General features: G+C 41.2%; 20 protein-coding genes. 1 reads left to right on the top strand and 19 read right to left on the bottom strand.

Going from position 1 to position 18,959, the window contains the following annotated elements; all coding sequences use genetic code 11:
• Positions 1 to 22: 22 nt before the first annotated feature.
• The 8 genes from FZC76_RS04130 to FZC76_RS04090 form a co-directional block, all read right to left on the bottom strand.
• A complete protein-coding gene (locus tag FZC76_RS04130) occupies positions 23 to 970 on the bottom strand; it encodes a YybS family protein (RefSeq protein ID WP_148987019.1) in 948 nt (315 codons plus the stop codon).
• Between the two features lie 318 nt (positions 971 to 1,288).
• Positions 1,289 to 1,528: a 30S ribosomal protein S18 gene (gene rpsR, locus FZC76_RS04125; RefSeq protein WP_060665645.1), complete on the bottom strand. Its 240-nt coding sequence runs from the start codon at positions 1,526 to 1,528 to the stop codon at positions 1,289 to 1,291.
• Positions 1,529 to 1,598: 70 nt separating this feature from the next.
• Entirely contained in the window at positions 1,599 to 2,114 is a 516-nt protein-coding gene (gene ssb / locus FZC76_RS04120) for a single-stranded DNA-binding protein (RefSeq protein WP_148987018.1), read from the bottom strand.
• Positions 2,115 to 2,159: 45 nt separating this feature from the next.
• The gene (gene rpsF, locus FZC76_RS04115) at positions 2,160 to 2,450 is read right to left on the bottom strand and encodes a 30S ribosomal protein S6 (protein WP_060665643.1); all 291 of its coding nucleotides are present in this window, start codon (positions 2,448 to 2,450) and stop codon (positions 2,160 to 2,162) included.
• A 385-nt stretch (positions 2,451 to 2,835) separates the two neighbouring features.
• Positions 2,836 to 3,936, bottom strand: coding sequence for a redox-regulated ATPase YchF (gene ychF, locus FZC76_RS04110; protein WP_148987017.1), 1,101 nt, complete (start codon positions 3,934 to 3,936; stop codon positions 2,836 to 2,838).
• Between the two features lie 323 nt (positions 3,937 to 4,259).
• Positions 4,260 to 4,457, bottom strand: coding sequence for a DUF951 domain-containing protein (locus tag FZC76_RS04100; protein ID WP_148987015.1), 198 nt, complete (start codon positions 4,455 to 4,457; stop codon positions 4,260 to 4,262).
• Between the two features lie 21 nt (positions 4,458 to 4,478).
• Positions 4,479 to 5,363 (bottom strand): mechanosensitive ion channel family protein, encoded by an 885-nt coding sequence (locus tag FZC76_RS04095; protein ID WP_148987490.1) that lies wholly within the window; start codon positions 5,361 to 5,363, stop codon positions 4,479 to 4,481.
• Positions 5,364 to 5,448: 85 nt separating this feature from the next.
• Positions 5,449 to 6,465 (bottom strand): YkvI family membrane protein, encoded by a 1,017-nt coding sequence (locus FZC76_RS04090; RefSeq protein WP_148987014.1) that lies wholly within the window; start codon positions 6,463 to 6,465, stop codon positions 5,449 to 5,451.
• A 99-nt stretch (positions 6,466 to 6,564) separates the two neighbouring features.
• Here FZC76_RS04090 and yyaC point away from each other — a divergent pair, with 99 nt between their 5' ends.
• Positions 6,565 to 7,200 carry a spore protease YyaC gene (gene yyaC, locus FZC76_RS04085; protein ID WP_148987013.1) on the top strand — a complete coding sequence of 212 codons (636 nt, stop codon included), beginning with the start codon at positions 6,565 to 6,567 and terminating at the stop codon, positions 7,198 to 7,200.
• A 47-nt stretch (positions 7,201 to 7,247) separates the two neighbouring features.
• On the opposite strand, the gene FZC76_RS04080 is transcribed toward yyaC, so the two are convergent.
• The 11 genes from FZC76_RS04080 to rpmH form a co-directional block, all read right to left on the bottom strand.
• The gene (locus tag FZC76_RS04080) at positions 7,248 to 7,955 is read right to left on the bottom strand and encodes a DUF554 domain-containing protein (RefSeq protein WP_148987012.1); all 708 of its coding nucleotides are present in this window, start codon (positions 7,953 to 7,955) and stop codon (positions 7,248 to 7,250) included.
• A 69-nt stretch (positions 7,956 to 8,024) separates the two neighbouring features.
• Positions 8,025 to 8,876: a ParB/RepB/Spo0J family partition protein gene (locus FZC76_RS04075; RefSeq protein ID WP_148987011.1), complete on the bottom strand. Its 852-nt coding sequence runs from the start codon at positions 8,874 to 8,876 to the stop codon at positions 8,025 to 8,027.
• Positions 8,869 to 9,630 carry a ParA family protein gene (locus tag FZC76_RS04070; protein WP_060665635.1) on the bottom strand — a complete coding sequence of 254 codons (762 nt, stop codon included), beginning with the start codon at positions 9,628 to 9,630 and terminating at the stop codon, positions 8,869 to 8,871. Before FZC76_RS04070 ends, FZC76_RS04075 begins: the two co-directional genes overlap by 8 nt.
• 463 nt (positions 9,631 to 10,093) lie before the next feature.
• Positions 10,094 to 10,939 (bottom strand): nucleoid occlusion protein, encoded by an 846-nt coding sequence (gene noc / locus FZC76_RS04065; protein ID WP_060665634.1) that lies wholly within the window; start codon positions 10,937 to 10,939, stop codon positions 10,094 to 10,096.
• Between the two features lie 120 nt (positions 10,940 to 11,059).
• Positions 11,060 to 11,776, bottom strand: coding sequence for a 16S rRNA (guanine(527)-N(7))-methyltransferase RsmG (gene rsmG, locus FZC76_RS04060; RefSeq protein ID WP_148987010.1), 717 nt, complete (start codon positions 11,774 to 11,776; stop codon positions 11,060 to 11,062).
• Between the two features lie 27 nt (positions 11,777 to 11,803).
• On the bottom strand, positions 11,804 to 13,693 hold the full coding sequence (mnmG, locus tag FZC76_RS04055; protein ID WP_148987009.1) for a tRNA uridine-5-carboxymethylaminomethyl(34) synthesis enzyme MnmG: 1,890 nt from the start codon (positions 13,691 to 13,693) through the stop codon (positions 11,804 to 11,806).
• Between the two features lie 53 nt (positions 13,694 to 13,746).
• The gene (gene mnmE / locus FZC76_RS04050; RefSeq protein WP_148987008.1) at positions 13,747 to 15,135 is read right to left on the bottom strand and encodes a tRNA uridine-5-carboxymethylaminomethyl(34) synthesis GTPase MnmE; all 1,389 of its coding nucleotides are present in this window, start codon (positions 15,133 to 15,135) and stop codon (positions 13,747 to 13,749) included.
• Positions 15,136 to 16,105: 970 nt separating this feature from the next.
• On the bottom strand, positions 16,106 to 16,744 hold the full coding sequence (gene jag / locus FZC76_RS04045) for an RNA-binding cell elongation regulator Jag/EloR (protein ID WP_148987007.1): 639 nt from the start codon (positions 16,742 to 16,744) through the stop codon (positions 16,106 to 16,108).
• Positions 16,741 to 17,523: a YidC family membrane integrase SpoIIIJ gene (gene spoIIIJ / locus FZC76_RS04040; RefSeq protein WP_148987006.1), complete on the bottom strand. Its 783-nt coding sequence runs from the start codon at positions 17,521 to 17,523 to the stop codon at positions 16,741 to 16,743. The genes jag and spoIIIJ overlap by 4 nt, the downstream gene beginning before the upstream one ends.
• A 281-nt stretch (positions 17,524 to 17,804) precedes the next feature.
• The gene (gene rnpA, locus FZC76_RS04030; protein ID WP_148987005.1) at positions 17,805 to 18,149 is read right to left on the bottom strand and encodes a ribonuclease P protein component; all 345 of its coding nucleotides are present in this window, start codon (positions 18,147 to 18,149) and stop codon (positions 17,805 to 17,807) included.
• A gap of 127 nt (positions 18,150 to 18,276) precedes the next feature.
• Positions 18,277 to 18,411, bottom strand: a complete 135-nt coding sequence (gene rpmH / locus FZC76_RS04025) for a 50S ribosomal protein L34 (protein WP_010197888.1) — start codon at positions 18,409 to 18,411, stop codon at positions 18,277 to 18,279.
• Positions 18,412 to 18,959: the final 548 nt, after the last annotated feature.

Here is an 18,959-nt window from a genome sequence, read left to right as displayed (position 1 = left end):
TCCTAATTAATAGTTTAGCTCTTTATTTTCCTTGATTATTTCTCTGTATTCTTTCTCTTAATTGAAAACCGATATCTATTATTCCTATCATTCTTATTATATAGACCAAAGGAGTGATTAGGAAGGATAAAATGACCAACGTAATTGGTATCGCTTTTGAGATTTTCTTTAAATGACAAAAGAAGAAAATGAATGAGAACCCTTGAACTGTCATTAACAGCATTAATATAAAGGAAAGATTAAGGACTACCATAAATAAAGTTGTCCCTTCTTCAGGGGCCATAAGCGATAAGATGAGGACGATCAAGTAGTACCACAATAGGCTCTTTGGAAGCACCAATTCCCGAAATGGCGGGAAGGGACTAACCTTCATCTTCAGTCTTTTTAAAATAAATACTGTGATTAGCTGCGAGAAAAATGCATGAACAAAGGAGGTCAATACCAACATGGTCGGCAATAGGTAGGTTGTATAGCCGAGGGCATTTTCAAACACTTCCAAGGCTTCTTTTGCATTCTCTTGACCAAGGGAGGTAGCAATTGCTTCTGATGCCCGCATGGACTCCCGGATCATTTCTTGCAGAACTTCTATAAAATCAATATTGAAAAGGACGATTGCCACAACATATGCCAAAATGTAATTCAGCAAAAATACCCCTGTAGCAGCGCCTAAAATGGCATAGCGACTGGCATTCTTTTGGATAAGGTGGCCCATTGCAAGCCCGACGGTACTAGCTGGAATGCTGAATGTTAAAGCAACTGGTGATCCAATCACAACACTAAGGACTCCGGCAACCACAATGAGCCAAATTCCTGATTTCCACCCGTTTCTGGCTGTATAGATGACAAATGGGACAACGAGTGCGAGAAAGGTGACCAGCCCTATAATAGGGATGAAGAGTGTCATGAGAAGGAGCAGGACGTATATACCGAGCAATGCTGCACCTTCTGTTATATGTTTTGTTTCCTTCATAAGTATAAACCTCCAAGAACGCTTAGTTACAATATGTATAGTTTATCCTTAAGATTCTATTACAATCAAATGTTATGTAGAGACTAGCGTAAACTCCCTGTTGTCCTCCGTTCCAGGTGTTCGCTTTCCTAGGGACGGTGCTTGAGCCTCCTCGGCTTCGCCTGTGGGGTCTCAAGCTACCGTTATTCCCCGCAGGAGTCTCACACCCTGCACTTCGGACAACAGGGTAGAATTTATAATTACGCTTAATGTCTCACTAGCAAAAAGGAAGGCAGCAAGATATTCTCTCACTGCCTTCCTTTTAATTATTCGGCTGTATTACTCACCAGATACGTATGGTAGTAATGCCATTTGACGAGCGCGTTTGATTGCGATCGTTAATTTACGTTGGTATTTAGCGCTAGTTCCTGTTACACGACGAGGTAAAATTTTACCACGCTCAGAAACGAACTTTTTCAATACATCGATGTCTTTGTAGTCGATGTGAGTGATACCGTTAGCTGTGAAATAACAAACCTTACGACGTTTGTTACGTCCACCTCTGCGTCCTCCTGCCATTTTATTCACCTCTTCTTTATTGGATTTTTCGGCTTATAGAGCCATTTTTATAAAACGATTCCTTCTAGAATTAGAACGGCAAATCGTCATCGGATATATCAATCGGTTGGCCATCATTCTTAAATGGGTCGTCATCAACACGAGTATAACCTTGGTTGTTGTTATTGCTGCGCTGTTGGTTCTGATCATACCCAAAGTTAGGTGATGAACCATAGCCTTGATTTTGATTTGGATTAGGTCGAGAAGCATTACCAGTGCCGCCGGATCCTTTAGGCTCCAGGAACTGAACACTTTCTGCCACTATTTCCGTTACGTATACACGTTTTCCATCTTGGCCTTCATAATTGCGTGTCTGCACACGGCCATCCACACCAGCTAGGCTTCCTTTTTTCAGGAAGTTTGCTGCGTTTTCAGCTTGTTTTCTCCAGACAACACAGTTAATAAAATCAGCTTCGCGTTCGCCCTGCTGATTCTGGAACGTACGATTGACTGCCAATGTAAAAGTAGCAACCGCCACTCCACTTGGGGTATAGCGCAATTCAGGATCTTTGGTCAAACGACCGACCAATACTACGCGATTTAACATCAGAACCACTCCTCCTTGAGACGACGTCCATAAAGAGGACAACTATTATTTTTCTTCTTTTTTCACAACGATATGACGGATGATGTCTTCGCTGATTTTAGCAAGACGATCAAACTCTTGAACTGCAGCTGGCTCAGCAGCTACGTTTACTAGCATATAGTAGCCGTCACGGAAATCATTGATTTCGTAAGCTAAGCGGCGTTTGCCCCACTCTTTTGCTTCAGAAAGATCTGCACCGTTGTCAGTTAGGATCGTATTGAAACGTTCTGTAAGAGCTTTTTTAGCGTCTTCCTCAATGTTTGGACGGATGATATACATGATTTCGTACTTGTTCATCACAGTCACCTCCTTTTGGTCTAAGCGGCCCTTGGTGGGCAAGGAGCAATCAATTATAAATAATCATTACTCACAAATTAAGATTATACCAGAGGGGCCGGATTTTTGCAACATGTCCTATCAAGCTCCTTTAGATGGCGGGAAACAGTTATAATGGATAAATCTTTTTTACAATGGATATATCCTGATTACGATGGATAAATCTTTTTTACAATGGATATCCCTGACTATAGGATGGATAAAACCTTTTTATAATGGATAAACGATTTTAGAATATAAAAACCTACGCATATACCCATAAAATCAGATTAATTACCCACCCCCTACTAAAAAAAGGTCACTAAAACAAAAAAGAGAGGGAAATTCCCCTCTCATCGAACCAAATTTATACGTTAAAGCGGAAGTGAATAACGTCTCCGTCTTTTACGATGTATTCTTTTCCTTCTAGGCGGACTTTTCCTGCTTCTTTGGCAGCTGTGTGAGAGCCTGCTGCAAGTAAGTCTTCATAGGATACTGTTTCAGCACGGATGAATCCTCGTTCGAAGTCGGTATGGATGACTCCCGCACATTGTGGAGCTTTCATGCCTGTACGGAATGTCCATGCACGAACTTCTTGTACACCTGCTGTGAAGTAAGTAGCTAGTCCAAGCAAGTTGTATGCTGCACGAATCAGTTGATCTAGACCAGATTCTTTAATGCCAAGCTCCTCAAGGAACATCGCTTTTTCGTCTGCATCTAGTTCCACAATTTCAGACTCGATTTTCGCACAAACTGTAATAACTTCTGCATTGTCTTTTGCGGCAAATTCACGTACCTGTTGCACGTATTCGTTGTCGGAAGTGTCGGCTACATCTTCTTCGCCAACGTTCGCAACATAAAGGACAGGCTTGCTTGTTAATAGATGCATACCTTTTAGGTATTTCATCTGCTCGTCTGTCACTTCTACTGTACGGGCCGGAAGCTCGTTTTCAAGCGCTTCTTTTACTAGTACAAGTACTTCATGCTCATATACCGCTTCTTTATCTTTTTGCTTCGCTAATTTAGCGACACGCTCAAGACGCTTATCGACAGATTCTAAATCAGCCAAAATAAGCTCAAGGTTGATGGTTTCGATATCATCAATCGGGTTTACTCCACCAGATACGTGAGTGATATTGTCGTCAGCAAAGCAACGAACCACGTGGCAAATTGCATCTACTTGACGGATGTGAGATAAGAACTTGTTTCCAAGTCCTTCCCCTTTGCTTGCGCCTTTTACGATACCGGCAATGTCGGTAAACTCGAAGTGTGTTGGTACTGTTTTCTTCGGATTTACAAGTTCTGTTAATTTTTGCAGACGCTCATCTGGAACATCTACGATACCTACGTTCGGATCTATGGTACAGAACGGGTAGTTGGCAGATTCCGCCCCCGCTTGTGTGATTGCATTAAAAAGCGTTGATTTCCCTACGTTTGGAAGACCAACGATACCTGCTGTTAAAGCCATTTTATCCACTCCTAACTTCCGTTAACACATATTTAAACCTCCCACAATTATAGATAGAATGGGAGGAAAAGACAAGTTTATTTGAATTCCAGCTGGTTAGACAACCGCTGTTGATTTCCGCAAATGGCTTCGCTTTCCGCGGGGCGACCTTGAGCCTCCTCACAACGCTTGGGGGTCTCAACATTATCGCTACTCCCCCGCAGGACAAGGAAGGCTTCGGAAGCAATACATCGCACGAAGAAAATGCGTAGCATTTTCGAGGAGTCTACGCCATTTGCTCCAATCCACAGCTAGATACTAGATAACCGGTGGATTTAACTTAATTACTCTTCATTTCTAACCAATATCTTCTTAATCTTCCTTGTAAACTCTTTTCTCGGCATGAGGACGGTGTGGTCGCAGCCTTCGCACTTGATGCGGATGTCCATTCCCATTCGCACTACTTTCCATCTGTTTGTCCCACAAGGGTGTGCTTTTTTCATCTCCACTAAATCGTTCAAGCCAAATTCTTTATCTGTCATGTTTCTACACTCCCTATTTTTCTACTCGGAAGCATGCCCATCTTGCTTTGGTTCCCGGTTATAGAGGACCAGCCGCGGAAATGGAATTTCTATTCCTGCTTCGTCTAGACGGTTTTTGACTTCCTTTCTGATTGAACGCCCGATAAACCAATGCTTCATCGGCACTGTTTCACATGTGATCCTGAGTACAACCTCGGAATTGCCCAACGTTTGAATGCCAAGCAGCTCTGGTGGTTCTGTCATTTCCATATATCTTGCCGGCATTTCTGCAAGTAATTCTTTTATCACTCGCTCCGCTTCTTCTATTTTTCCTTCATATGCGATGCTTACATCCACTACGGCAACACTGTTATGAATGGAGAAATTCGTTAATTCTACAATACTGCCATTGGGCAATATATGCAATTCCCCTGTCCAACTTTTTATTTTCGTAGTGCGAAGGCCAATCTCTTCCACATACCCTTCAAATGTGCCCGTTCGGATATAATCCCCGACAGAAAATTGGTCTTCAAATATAATAAAAAATCCTGTAATGATATCTTTTACCAAGTTTTGTGCTCCAAAGCCGACAGCAAGTCCAACGATTCCAGCCCCGGCTAAAAGTGCTCTAACATCAATATGAACGATTTCGAGAATCATAATGAAGGCAATAAAATAGACCACATAGGTTAACACATTTTGTAAAAGCTTCAAGAGGGTGTTCTCTCTTCGTTCCGATATGCGTATTGGCCCTTTTTCTCTTAGTTTTACAAAGTTTTGAATGATTTTTTTTCCTAACTTAATTATCAGGGCTGCAACAAGGATGATCAGAATAATTTTGAGAAATCCTTCTCCAATAGAAACCCAGAGATCTTCATTTAGTAAGGAATTCTTCATTTGTATAAGTACTCGGTTTGTCCATTCCATCATCGCTCTACCTCGTTATCTTCATTTGTTTTACATCTAGATTCCCCACAAATTGCTATTTTACTAAAACATACACAGCGTTCGCTTATGAGCTTTCACGGTTTTTGATCGGATAAAGCAGAATACAAACAAGCAGATAGAGATTGATTAAGCCGAATAGTGGGTAAAGTATTGCTACGAGGACAGAAAAGCCCACTGCAGTGAAGGGAACCATTAATAAAATGAATAATAAACACATGAGCCAAAGTGGAATTGGCACGACATTTCGAAATCTCGTGACTAATCCGAGCAACCCGGAGGCCGCCGTAGTATAGATGGCCACCCAGAGTAAGATGGTCATAAAGAACAACATATAAAAAGGATAACTCTGGATGATGGCAAAGAGCGGGATTTCAAATAGACCCAGCTTACTTTGTACCAGAATAAGAGTTTGATTATAAAAAAGCGAGATGACTCCCAAAATGACCCCGCTTCCTACACTTGCGATGATAATTTCCCCTTTACCTTTCACTTCTTTTCCGATCGCAGATAAAACAGCAACAAGCGGAAGAATATTCAATGCTGTAAAGGTAAATCCAGCGGGCCAATTGCTTTGTTTAAGTACGGAAGTAGGGATAACATCCGGGCTATTAAGCACCGCATCTATCAGCACATAGGCTAAGGTCAAAACAATTATTGGGATAATCACGACGTTTACCGTTACCATTCCTTTAACGTCGTAAACAAACAACACAATTAATAAGGTGCATATGATCGCAATCCCTCCCCAATAAGGGATGGAAAAGACCTGTAACGCCGCCCCACCACCTGCCAGCATCACAACTGTAGTGGTAAATAAGTAAACGACCATTACGATATTGTATAAATACGATGCCCTCGGCCCGACAAGTTTTCTTAATACGGGGGAGAAATGCTCTGTCTGCTCCTTGCTGCTGATTTGCAGGATGACATAGCACGAAATGATAAAGAACAAGGTAAATAAAAGAATGGCTAGTCCGCTTTCCGAACCGAAAAATTGCCAAAGTTCCCTGCCGGATGCATACCCTGCACCAATCACTGTACCTAATATTAAAAACATCCAGCGAAACCCGCTTTTCCACATACATGTAACCCCCTAAAATATCCGAAAATAAAAAAGTGGACGTATAGTTTCCCATCAATAGTCGTATACTGTTACTACTATTAAGAAGGAGTGGAACCTATGAATCTTAAATCTAATTTTTTTGAGAAGAAGGGAGGCAATATTCGTATTGCTCATGATGAAGTAAATGCTTATAAGGAACTTGCACTTACTTTACAATCCAACCTTCCAACGAGCCTGGTGTACCGCCCCATCGTCATTGTATGCATTGGCACAGACAGGTCAACCGGAGATTCCTTGGGACCACTAGTCGGTACAAAGCTTCATGATATAAAGCTTGACCATGTTCATGTATATGGCACATTAGATGATCCTATTCATGCCGTTAACCTAGAAGAGAAGCTTGCACATATTCAAGAAAAGCATCTTACACCTTTTATCATTGCAATTGATGCCTGTCTTGGCAGGTTGAAGAGCGTCGGACAAATTACCATTGGAGAGGGTCCTGTAATGCCGGGGGCAGGAGTAAAGAAAGACTTGCCGCCAGTCGGAGATATTCATATTACAGGAATTGTTAATGTTAGCGGATTTATGGAATTTTTTGTTTTGCAGAATACGAGATTAAGTCTAGTCATGAAAATGGCGACCATAATAGCGAAATCCATCCAAGAATTAGATCGGTCTATTGAGCGTAAGAATTTCCTTGCATCTGCTGCGAGGGACTCTGAACCACCATTCATTCAAAGCCAAGAATAGAAAAAAGGCCGACCCATAAAAAGTCGACCTTGTAAGAAAGAAATAGTTTACATGATAGAAAAATATTGTATAAGCACAAGTGCAGCTGCTACTAAAATTCCTGGAAGCAGATTAGCCACTCGAATAGCGGTCACACCTATGATATTCATACCAATTGCCATAATCATAACCCCGCCAGTAGCGGTGATCTCAAATATGAGCAACTCCAGTAAATCTGGTGGGACAAACAGGTCAATTTGAGTAGCAAACAAAGCAATACTACCTTGATAAATCATGACAGGGATGGCAGAAAACAGTACCCCGATTCCTAAAGTCGTAGTCAGAACAATACTAGTGAAACCGTCAATGATAGATTTTGTGTACAGCACTTGATGATCGCCTCTAAGACCACTATCTAAAGAACCGACAACCGACATTGCTCCGATAACAAAGATGAGCGTTGCCGTTACAAACCCCTTTGATACGGAGCCCTGCTGTTTTGATCCCATTTTACGTTCCAGCCAATTGCCGACATTGTTCAGCTTTCGGTCCAGATTGATCCACTCACCAACTACCGCACCTACCACCAGGCTGATAATGACAATGAGAAATTCATTACTCTTAAAACCCATCTGTGCCCCAAGTAAAAATACGGCAAGACCAATGATTTTCATTACCGTTTCTTTCGTATTTTCCGGTATACGGGTGAAAATTTTCCCTATTAATGTACCGAGCACAATACATATTCCATTAACAATGGTTCCTAATAAAACCACTCTAAAGCCCCATTTCTATTAAAGTAACGCCTATCCAAAAAAGCAAACCACCTTAAAGTGATCTGCTTTTTATTCTTCTGTCTGAGCTAACAATTCTAACAATCTGTTGAGGTCATCATCAGAGAAGAATTCAATTTCAATTTTCCCCTTGTTTTTAGAACGTTTTATAAAGACAGACGTTCCAAAACGCTCTCGTAACACTGATTCATGATCCTTAAGGAAAATATCTTTTTCCTCAGTGTCCTTTTTCGTTTCACGTGGAACACTTTCATTTAACTGCTGAATCAACTGTTCTAACTGACGCACATTTAAGTGCTCTTGCAACACCTTGTCAATGACCGCTTTTAACTTTTCTTTCCTTTTGAGACCCAAAAGTGCCCGGCCGTGTCCCATGGAAAGTTTTCCATCGTTCATCAGCTCTTGGACAGATTTTGGAAGAGATAATAAACGAATATGATTGGCGATATGTGGTCTGCTTTTCCCAAGTCTGCTTGCTAACTGTTCTTGTGTCAATTCCAACTTTACCATCAAAGATTGATAGGCTGCAGCTTCTTCAATAGGTGTAAGATCCTCCCGTTGCAAATTCTCCAGAAGCGCAAGTTCCATCATTTGTTGTTCTGATAATGAGCGGACTACTACAGGAACTTTGGACAACTTCGCTTCTTTTGCGGCACGAAAACGGCGTTCCCCTACGACAATTTCGTATCCCTTAATGCTTTTACGAACAATAATCGGTTGAAGAATTCCGTGTTGCAGGATGGATTCTTTTAATTCTTCAATTGCTTCAGGCTCAAAGTATTTACGTGGTTGGTAGGGGTTTGGTCGCAATTCTTTGATACTGATTTCTTGAACGGCTTCTTCTTTAGAAGCTTCCATAGAAGGAAACAGCGCATTTATGCCTTTACCTAATCCTTTACCCATGTGTCACCACTTCCTTTGCTAGATCTAAGTAAACTTCCGCTCCACGTGACTTTGGATCATAAATAATGATGGGTTCTCCATGGCTTGGCGCTTCACTCAAACGAACATTACGAGGAATGATGGTTCGGTACACTTTATCTTGGAAATACTTTTTCACTTCTTCAATCACTTGAATACCCAAATTTGTTCTGGCATCGAGCATCGTCAGCAAGACACCATCAATCATAAGTTCTTTATTTAAATGTTTCTGTACTAACCTTACCGTATTTAATAGCTGACTTAATCCTTCAAGTGCATAATATTCGCATTGTACCGGAATCACAACTGCATCAGAAGCTGTTAAAGCATTGATGGTTAATAAGCCCAAAGATGGGGGACAATCGATGATTATGTAGTCAAAAAGATGCTTCACATCATCTAATGCTCTCTTTAAACGTACTTCTCTTGAAATAGTAGGAACTAATTCAATTTCAGCACCTGCGAGTTGTATAGTTGCGGGGATGATGGAAAGGTTCTCTACCTTTGTTGATAGAATTGCCTTTTTTGCTTCCACATCTTCTACTAAAATATCATAAATGCACTGATGGACTTCTGCTTTTTCTATTCCCACTCCACTAGTGGCGTTTCCTTGTGGGTCCACATCTACTAAAAGCACTCTTTTACCAATGTAGGCTAAACAAGCGCCTAAGTTAACGGATGTAGTCGTTTTTCCAACTCCACCTTTTTGGTTAGCAATAGCAATAATTCTGCCCATGCTGTCACCTGCCTTCAGAAAAGAACATACTTTTTATTCGTTGGTTCTGGATAACACCGCTGTTGATTTCCGCACTGGGCTTCGCTTTCCTAGGGGCGATGCTTGAGCCTCCTCACTTCGTTGCGGGGTCTCAACATTGCCGCTACTCTCCCGCTGGAGTCTTCGCCATTTGCTCCAATCACCAGCTAGAAACTACTATATCGTTGATGATTCTAATTAACAGGACTTTTGTTTCTCATATATTTTATCATGAATTGACAGAAATTTAACTTGTTTTTGAGAATAATTATTAGAAGGGCGGGGGAGTGGGGAAATTGTCGAAGAATGTTTCTCGGGAAATAATTGAATGTGAAGCATAAAAAAGATGGCTTCGCTTATTACTTATCGGTTCGTAGCGACTAGTGATATTACTAGATTGCTAGGTTTTTGATAAATAACGGCGAGGGCCATCCTGATCGAGGTATTATTTTTTCGGTATTCGGATCGTAAATTGATAATATTCTTCGGTTTCTTCTTCTTGTGAATCCAGCTTAATACCGCTGTCGTTTACCATAGTAAGGGACTGGCGGATCGTGTTCATCGCGATACGCATATCTTTACTGAAAGCTTTTCGCTTAGCCTTTGGTTTTGGATTAGCAGCTTCCAGCAGTTTTACTACGCGTTCTTCTGTTTGCTTTACATTTAGTTGTTTTTCCAAAATTTCAGCAAGGACGGCCACTTGTTTTTCCGGTAGCTTTAACGGAATAAGGGCACGAGCATGACGCTCGGTAATTTTTTTCTGAAGCAGGGCATCTTGAATTTCAGAAGGCAGCTTTAATAGACGCAGCTTATTTGCCACAGTGGATTGCCCTTTACCTAAACGCTGGGCTAATGCTTCTTGTGTCAAACTATGCAATTCCAACAACTTGGAATAAGCGATTGCTTCTTCAATAGCCGATAACTCTTCCCGTTGAAGGTTCTCAATAAGAGCTACAGAGGCAGTTTCTGCATCGTTAAACTCTTTGACAATCGCAGGAATAGTCTCCCAACCTAGCTTTTGAACCGCTCTCCAACGGCGTTCTCCAGCAATAATTTCATATTTTCCCTCATCAAATTGACGGACTACGATAGGTTGGATAATTCCATGTGTCCGGATAGTCAGAGATAACTCTTCTATTCTTTCATCTACAAAAACAGTACGTGGTTGGTATCTATTCGGAACAATGTCCTTTACAGCTACCTGCATAATTTTTTCATGATCAGTCTTTTCTACTATTTCCTGTTCTTCTTTTTCGCCGATTCCAAAAAAACGAGAGAACGGAGACTTCATAGTTCCACCACCTTATGGATAGAATCCCTATTAACGTAATTCGCTTTTCACGTTAATAAGTCCTGTTTTTCCGATCAAAATGTTTCACATGAAACGAGGTTTTATATGCACTATAACATTTTATTCTAACGGTTGTTTATTAGGTGTACCTGGTTTGCGAGGGTACTTCTTAGGTGTAGATTTAATCTTATTGATGATCAGGATATTTCTTTCACTTTCCTCTAACGGCAAGGAGAAAGAATGCACTTTTTCTAGCTTTCCACCTAATATTTGCAAAGCTTTTTTCCCTTTTTCAAGCTCCTCGCTTGCAGCCGCAGCTTTCATTGGCACAAACATACCGCCTTCTTTAACTAATGGCAGACAAAGTTCACTTAACACAGATAAACGTGCTACAGCTCTTGCTGTAACGAGGTCGAATTTCTCGCGATAGTCGGCATTTTTACCGAATGTTTCAGCCCTGTCATGAACAAAATGAACATTCTTCAAACCTAGTTCACTTGCAAGATTCTGTAAAAAAGTTATTCGCTTATTAAGCGAGTCCACAATGGTAACCTTTAGATTAGGAAAACATATTTTCAGAGGAATGCTTGGGAAACCTGCACCTGCTCCCACATCACATAGAGATAATTCTTGTTTTAGATCGACATAGAACGATGCGGTAATGGAATCATAGAAATGTTTAAGATAAACCTCTTTTTCATCCGTAATGGCAGTAAGATTCATCTTTTCATTCCATTCCACCAGCAGCTTGTAATATGTATCAAATTGAGAAAGCTGTTGAGGAGAAAGGGAGATCCCCTTCTCCTCCAACAGGGAAATGAATTGTTCTTTATTCATGTGTTCGTATCCTTTCTATCGTTGGATTTACTCGTTGGATACTTTGGCAATACGACCTTGTTCCAAATAAACAAGCAAAATGGAAACGTCCGCTGGATTTACCCCTGAAATTCTTGAAGCCTGGGCAACGGATAAAGGACGCACTTCTTTTAGCTTCTGCCTTGCTTCGTTCGCAAGTCCGTGAATGTCATCATAATCGATGTTTTCTGGTATTTTCTTATTTTCCATTTTCTTCAGGCGGTCCACTTGTTGAAGGGATTTTTGGATATATCCTTCGTATTTGACCTGAATTTCTACCTGTTCTGCTACATCAGGAGTAATCTCCTTGTCTGCAGGCACCATCTGATGAATATGATTATAGGTCATTTCAGGACGCTTCAGAAGGTCTGCTGCCCTGATGCCATCTTTCAACTCACTTCCGCCAGCTTCTCTAATGATGGTCTGAACCTGTTCATTCGGTTTAATGATGATGGATTGAAGGCGTTCTTTTTCTGCCTCGATTTCTTGTTTTTTCGCTTCAAATTTTGCAAATCGTTCCGGGGAAATAAGTCCGATTTTATGACCGATTTCCGTTAAACGCAAGTCTGCATTGTCATGGCGCAAGAGCAGGCGATATTCCGCACGGGAAGTAAGCAAGCGGTATGGTTCATTCGTTCCTTTTGTCACCAAGTCGTCAATCAGGACGCCGATATAAGCATCGGAACGGCTTAAGATTAGATCTTCCTCACCTAGGGCACGTCTTCCGGCATTGATACCTGCCATAATCCCTTGCCCGGCCGCTTCCTCATACCCCGAGGTCCCGTTAATTTGCCCTGCTGTGTAAAGGTTTTGTACTCTTTTTGTTTCAAGTGTCGGCCATAATTGCGTTGGGACGATGGCATCATATTCAATGGCATACCCCGCTCGCATCATGCGGACATTTTCAAGGCCTGGAATAGTAGAAAGAATTTTACGCTGTACATCTTCCGGAAGACTTGTGGATAGTCCCTGCACATAAACTTCTTGCGTATTTCTTCCTTCTGGTTCTAAGAAAATTTGGTGTCTAGGCTTGTCGTTGAAACGCACCACTTTATCCTCAATAGACGGGCAATACCTTGGCCCGGTCCCTTTGATCATCCCAGAGTACATCGGAGAACGGTGAAGGTTGTCATCAATTAGTTGGTGTGTTTCGGCACTAGTATACGTTAACCAGCAAGGTAGCTGATCGGTAATGTATTCCGTTGTTTCATAGGAAAACGCGCGCGGCACATCATCGCCCGGTTGGATTTCCGTCTTGCTGTAGTCAATGGAAGCACTATTTACACGAGGAGGGGTTCCTGTTTTAAAACGAACCAAATCAAACCCTAGTTCCTCCAAATGCTCTGAAAGCGTGATAGAAGGCTGTTGGTTATTGGGACCGCTTAAATATTGAAGTTCTCCCAGTATAATTTTTCCGCGCAGGAATGTCCCTGTGGTGATAACGACTGTCTTGGACTCATAAATGGCACCTGTTTGAGTGATTACACCTTTACATACTCCGTCCTCGACAATTAACTTTTCCACCATTCCTTGTAGCAAGGTAATATTTTCTTCATTTTCTATGGTTTTTTTCATTTCATGCTGGTAAAGGAACTTATCAGCCTGTGCACGCAATGCGCGTACCGCAGGACCTTTCCCCGTATTCAACATACGCATTTGAATATGCGTTTTATCGATATTTCTTCCCATTTCCCCACCAAGCGCATCAATTTCACGCACGACGATTCCTTTAGCAGGACCACCGACTGATGGATTACATGGCATAAAAGCAACCATATCCAGGTTGATGGTCACCATTAACGTTTTCGCTCCCTGACGAGCTGCTGCCAATCCTGCTTCAACACCAGCATGACCGGCTCCAATTACAATTACATCATAGGAACCTGCATGATATTCCATGTGTGTTCCCTCCTATTCTAGGCTCTTTTCACATTAAATTATGAGAGTAGCCGTTATTTCCCTAAGCAGAATTGCGAGAACAACTGATCAATCAGGCTTTCATGTACTGCATCGCCGATAATTTCACCGAGTATTTCCCATGTTCTGGTTAAATCTATTTGAACAATATCTATTGGCACGCCGCTTTCCATTCCTTCTATCGCATCTTCTAACGCTTGTTGGGCTTGGGTAATCAACCCGATATGACGAGAGTTAGAGACATATGTCATATCACCGGCTTCTAAGTCTCCTTGGAAGAACATTGAAGAAATGGCCTCTTCTAGTTCGTCAATTCCTTGTTCCTCTTTTAAAGAGGTGGAAATGACGGTGTGTTGTTTGGCAAGCTCTTTCACTAGCTCTATATCAATTTTCGTCGGCAGGTCCGTTTTATTGACAATAACAATGACATCCATGCCTTTAACCGCTTCAAACAACTGCTTGTCCTCATCTGTCAGGTCATCGTTATTATTTAAAACAAGCAAAATCAGGTCAGCCTTTTTCAATACTTCTCTTGATCTCTCCACTCCAATGCGTTCCACTATATCTTCAGTTTCCCGAATCCCGGCAGTATCTACCAAGCGTAATGGTACACCACGGACACTTACATATTCCTCAATGACATCGCGTGTGGTCCCGGGAATATCTGTTACAATCGCCTTATTTTCATGTACAAGACTGTTAAGCAAAGATGACTTCCCGACATTTGGTCTTCCGATAATAACAGTAGAAAGACCTTCTCTTAATATCTTACCCTGTTGGGAAGTTTGTAACAGCTTTTCCAATTCTTCTTTAACATATGTCGACTTTTCGAGCAATAACTGATGGGTCATTTCTTCGACATCATCATATTCTGGATAGTCGATATTTACTTCGACATGCGCCAGTGTTTCTAAAATTTCTTGACGAAGTTTCTGGATCAGTTTCGATAACCGGCCTTCCATCTGACCTAAAGCCACATTCATCGCTCGATCTGTTTTGGCACGAATCAAATCCATCACTGCTTCTGCCTGTGAAAGGTCAATACGTCCGTTTAAAAAGGCACGCTTGGTGAATTCTCCAGGTTCTGCAAGCCTTGCTCCCCTGCTTAATACAAGTTGAAGGAGTTTATTAACGGAAACAAGCCCGCCATGGCAGTTAATTTCCACCACATCTTCCCTTGTAAAAGTTTTAGGTCCTCGCATAACAGACACCATTACTTCTTCTATTGTCTTTTCCGTTTTTGGATCTACGATGTGTCCGTAGTGAATGGTATGAGAGGCAACGTCTTTCATTTTCTTGGATGACGGGGTGACAAAAATTTCATCAATGATTCGGTAAGCTTCATCACCGCTCAGGCGGACAATCGCAATTGCGCCTTCCCCCATTGGAGTCGAAATAGCTGCTATCGTGTCAAACTCATACATATCATTCACCTCATTTCTTTTTCTTTTTGTAACTTCTATATCAATGTAAACTTGTTCGCCCTTTAACTTACTAAGGTTAGCATAATTTTTATGTCTTTTAAAGTATTCCTGTTCGACAGTTATCCACAAAAATTTCCCGAACGATTCTTTTGTCATCAATTATTTTAACTTATCCACATGTGAATAACAATAAACAAATCTCGCACAGTTCTTTCATCAGTTTTGCCGAAGTTTGTATTAGCTAAAACAACGCCAAAGATTTTAGGACTTGCTGTTTCTTTAGCCGTTTCTTTCCGGTGAAGACGTCGCTCATCCCTTTTGCCTTGGCACTCAGGTCTTCATGTCGGTGATGAGGACCTCTGTTCTCTTTTTCCCTTGGCAATCAGGTCTTCATACCGTTCATGAGGACCTCTCTTCTCCTTTTTCCTTGGCAATCAGGTCTTCATACCGTCCATGAGGACCTCTCTTCTCCTTTTTCCTTGGCACTGAGGTCTTCATACCGTCCATCAGGACCTCTTTTCTCCTTTTTCCTTGGCAATCAGGTCTTCATACCGTTCATGAGGACCTCTCTTCTCCTTTTTCCTTGGCAATCAGGTCTTCATACCGTCCATGAGGACCTCTCTTCTCCTTTTTCCTTGGCACTGAGGTCTTCATACCGTCCATCAGGACCTCTCTTCTCCTTTTTCCTTGGCAATCAGGTCTTCATACCGTCCATGAGGACTTCTCTTCTCTTTTTTCCTTGCCATTGAGGTCTTCATACCGTCCATGAGGACCTCTTTTCTCCTTTTCCCTTGGCAATAAGGTCTTCATACCGTCCATGAGGACCTCTCTTCTCCTTTTTCCTTGGGACTGAGGTCTTCATCACAACGTTGAAGCACTACTTGAAATATTCCGCTATTCAATTAATTTATAATTTCCTAATCAAAAAACGGCTGACCCTATCAATAAGGGTCAGCCGTTTTGGTTTGGATTATCTTTTTGCGACTTTGTTCTTTTTTGCTGTGATGACAAGGGAGCGGTTCGGTTCTTTTCCTACGGAGTAGGTTTCTACTTCCGGGTAGGCAGAGATGATCGAGTGCATCACTTTGCGTTCAAAAGAAGGCATCGGCTCAAGATGTACATCCTGTTTTGTTTTCATCGCTTTTTGTGCAAGCCGTTCAGCAAGCTGCTCCAGGGTTTCCCGGCGTTTCTCGCGGTATCCTTCTGCATCGATGACGACATTTAGATACTGATTAGAAAAGCGGTTTGCGACAATTTGCGTTAAATATTGAAGGGAATTAAGGGTTTGTCCCCTTTTTCCGATAATTAGAGCTGTTTTTTCGCCACTGATGCTAATGAAGATATTTCTACCTTCCACCTTTACATCGAGTTCTGCGACAATATTCATTTCAGTAAGAACTTTTTTCAAGAAATTCGTTGATTCTTCGATTGGGTCCTGCTTCAATTTGACGGTTACAACACTAGGTTTAGAGCCAAACAATCCGAAGAGACCTTTCTTGCCTTCGTCAACGATTGTAATTTCTGCACGGTCTTTTGATGTGTTTAGTTGAGCTAAAGCAGATTGGACAGCTTCCTCGACTGTTGGACCAGTTGCAGTTATTTCTTTCACTTTTTCGTTCCTCCTGCAGTTCCAGCAGCTGTTTCTTTTGCTTTTCTCAGCTCCGGTCCTTTAATAAAGTAAGTTTGAACAATCATAAAGATGTTACCCACTACCCAGTATAAAGATAGTGCCGCAGGGAAATTGATCGCAAAAACAACGATCATTATTGGCATGATCCAAAGCATCATCACCATTTGCGGGTTGTTGTCCATCCCAGCCATCATGATTTTTTGTTGGATGAATGTCGTGATACCAGCAACAACAGGCAGGATGAAAAATGGGTCCGGATCTCCCAAGTCAAACCATAAGAAGTTATGGTTTGCAATTTCCGTCGTACGAGTAATCGCATGGAAAAATCCAATAAGGATCGGCATTTGAACCAATAACGGGAAACATCCAGCAAGCGGGTTTACACCATGCTTTTGGAAAAGACCCATTGTCTCTTGCTGTAATTTCTGTTGTGTTTTTTGATCTTTGGAACTATATTTTTCACGAAGTGCTTTCATTTCCGGTTGTAAAGCTTGCATCGCTTTTGCATTCTTTGTTTGTTTAATCATCAACGGTAAGATAGCAAATCGGATTAATAACGTTACAATAATAATGGATAGACCGTAGTCATTGTTCATTAGTTCAGCAAAATACGTAATCAACCAAGATAATGGATAAACCACAAACTCATTCCAGAAGCCTTCGCTTTCATTGGTAATTGGCTGGTTGATTTCTGTACAGCCTGATAGTAAGACTACAAGTCCGATAAGGGCCGTTAGTAGCCATATTCGATTTTTCAACCTCTTTTTCCTCCTTTTTACACAAAAAAAATGATTCCTTTTACATCCTATCATTTTTATCTGACAAATTGAATATATGTCACACTTCCAACACATTTTTTCCTATCTCATTAACACCGCTTTTGATTTCCGCAAACGGCTTCGCTTTCCTAGGGGCGCTGCTGGAGCCTCCTCACTTCGTTGCGGGGTCTCCACCTAGCGCTATCTCCCTTAGGAGTCTTCGCCTTTTGCTCCAATCAAAAGCTATAGACATATTGAATATAAAAAATCTTAATGTTTTATTATTTGGTAGAAAGTGTCGGGAGTTTTCTTATGACGTGTTGTAGGCTTTTCTTTACTTCTTCAAATGACATGTCCGCAGCTGGTTTTCGGGCAATCACGACAATGTCGACGCCACCAGGTAGCTGTTCGTGCATTTCGTGAATGGCTTGTCTGACTAGCCGCTTTATTCGATTCCTTGTTACAGCGTTTCCAATTTTCTTGCTGACAGATAGACCAATCCGAAATAGGGGCTGGTCCTCTTTCTGCACAGCATATATAACAAATTGTCGATTAGCCATCGACTTTCCTTTTTGGAACACATGTTGGAACTCTTTATTTTTTTTGATTCTTTGTTCTTTCCTCAATGTGTCTCCTCCTGCCTTACACAAATCCTCTAATTCGGTCCTATTTCAACATTCTTTCTCAAATCTCGTGAAAAAATAACCGAAATATGCCCGAAATAGTAAAAAAGACCACTGACAGTCAGTGGCCTTATGCTGATAATACTTTTCTTCCTTTGCGACGACGACGTGCAAGAACTTTACGTCCATTTGCAGAACTCATACGCTCACGGAAACCGTGTACTTTACTACGTTTACGATTATTTGGTTGAAACGTTCTTTTCATTACTATGACACCTCCCTGAGGATACTTCAAAATCTAAGTGGAAAAACACCTCTATATGATCGATAGACATTTATAAGCCGTTTTTCAACACTACTGGAAAGTCTTGCTTTCCTATAATATAAAATTTCTTTACAGACAGTCTTAATAATTATAGAGAATATACCATCGGAATGTCAACTTCCCAAATGTAAGTATAAATTCCCCAGCCCCACAAAGCAACCCTTTCTTTTTATATAGTAAAAACTAACAACCAAATTCACTTCATTAAACCAACAACAAAATCAAACAAAAGGTGCCTGACCCCGAAAACAAACTTTTGATCTTGCTAAGCTATTTCAATGTCGGGGCCTGGAACCTCAAAAAAGGGGTCTGACCCCATTTATACGTTTAACTTTTTTTAACCTGTGAATAACTTTTTTCGCTATTTTTCGTCATCCACAGCACTTATCGACAAGGTTTACACAGTATCTTGTGTTGTGGAAAACTTTTCTCCACAATTTGTGGTAGTTGTGGATAATCATAAAAAGCAATTGCAACATAAGGTTTTT

The sequence above is a fragment of the Sutcliffiella horikoshii genome, from assembly GCF_008180725.1.
In the GTDB taxonomy this organism is placed as follows: Bacteria; Bacillota; Bacilli; order Bacillales; family Bacillaceae_I; genus Sutcliffiella_A; species Sutcliffiella_A horikoshii_B.
Note: the sequence above shows the minus strand (reverse complement) of the source record. Positions and strands in the feature narration are given on the sequence as shown.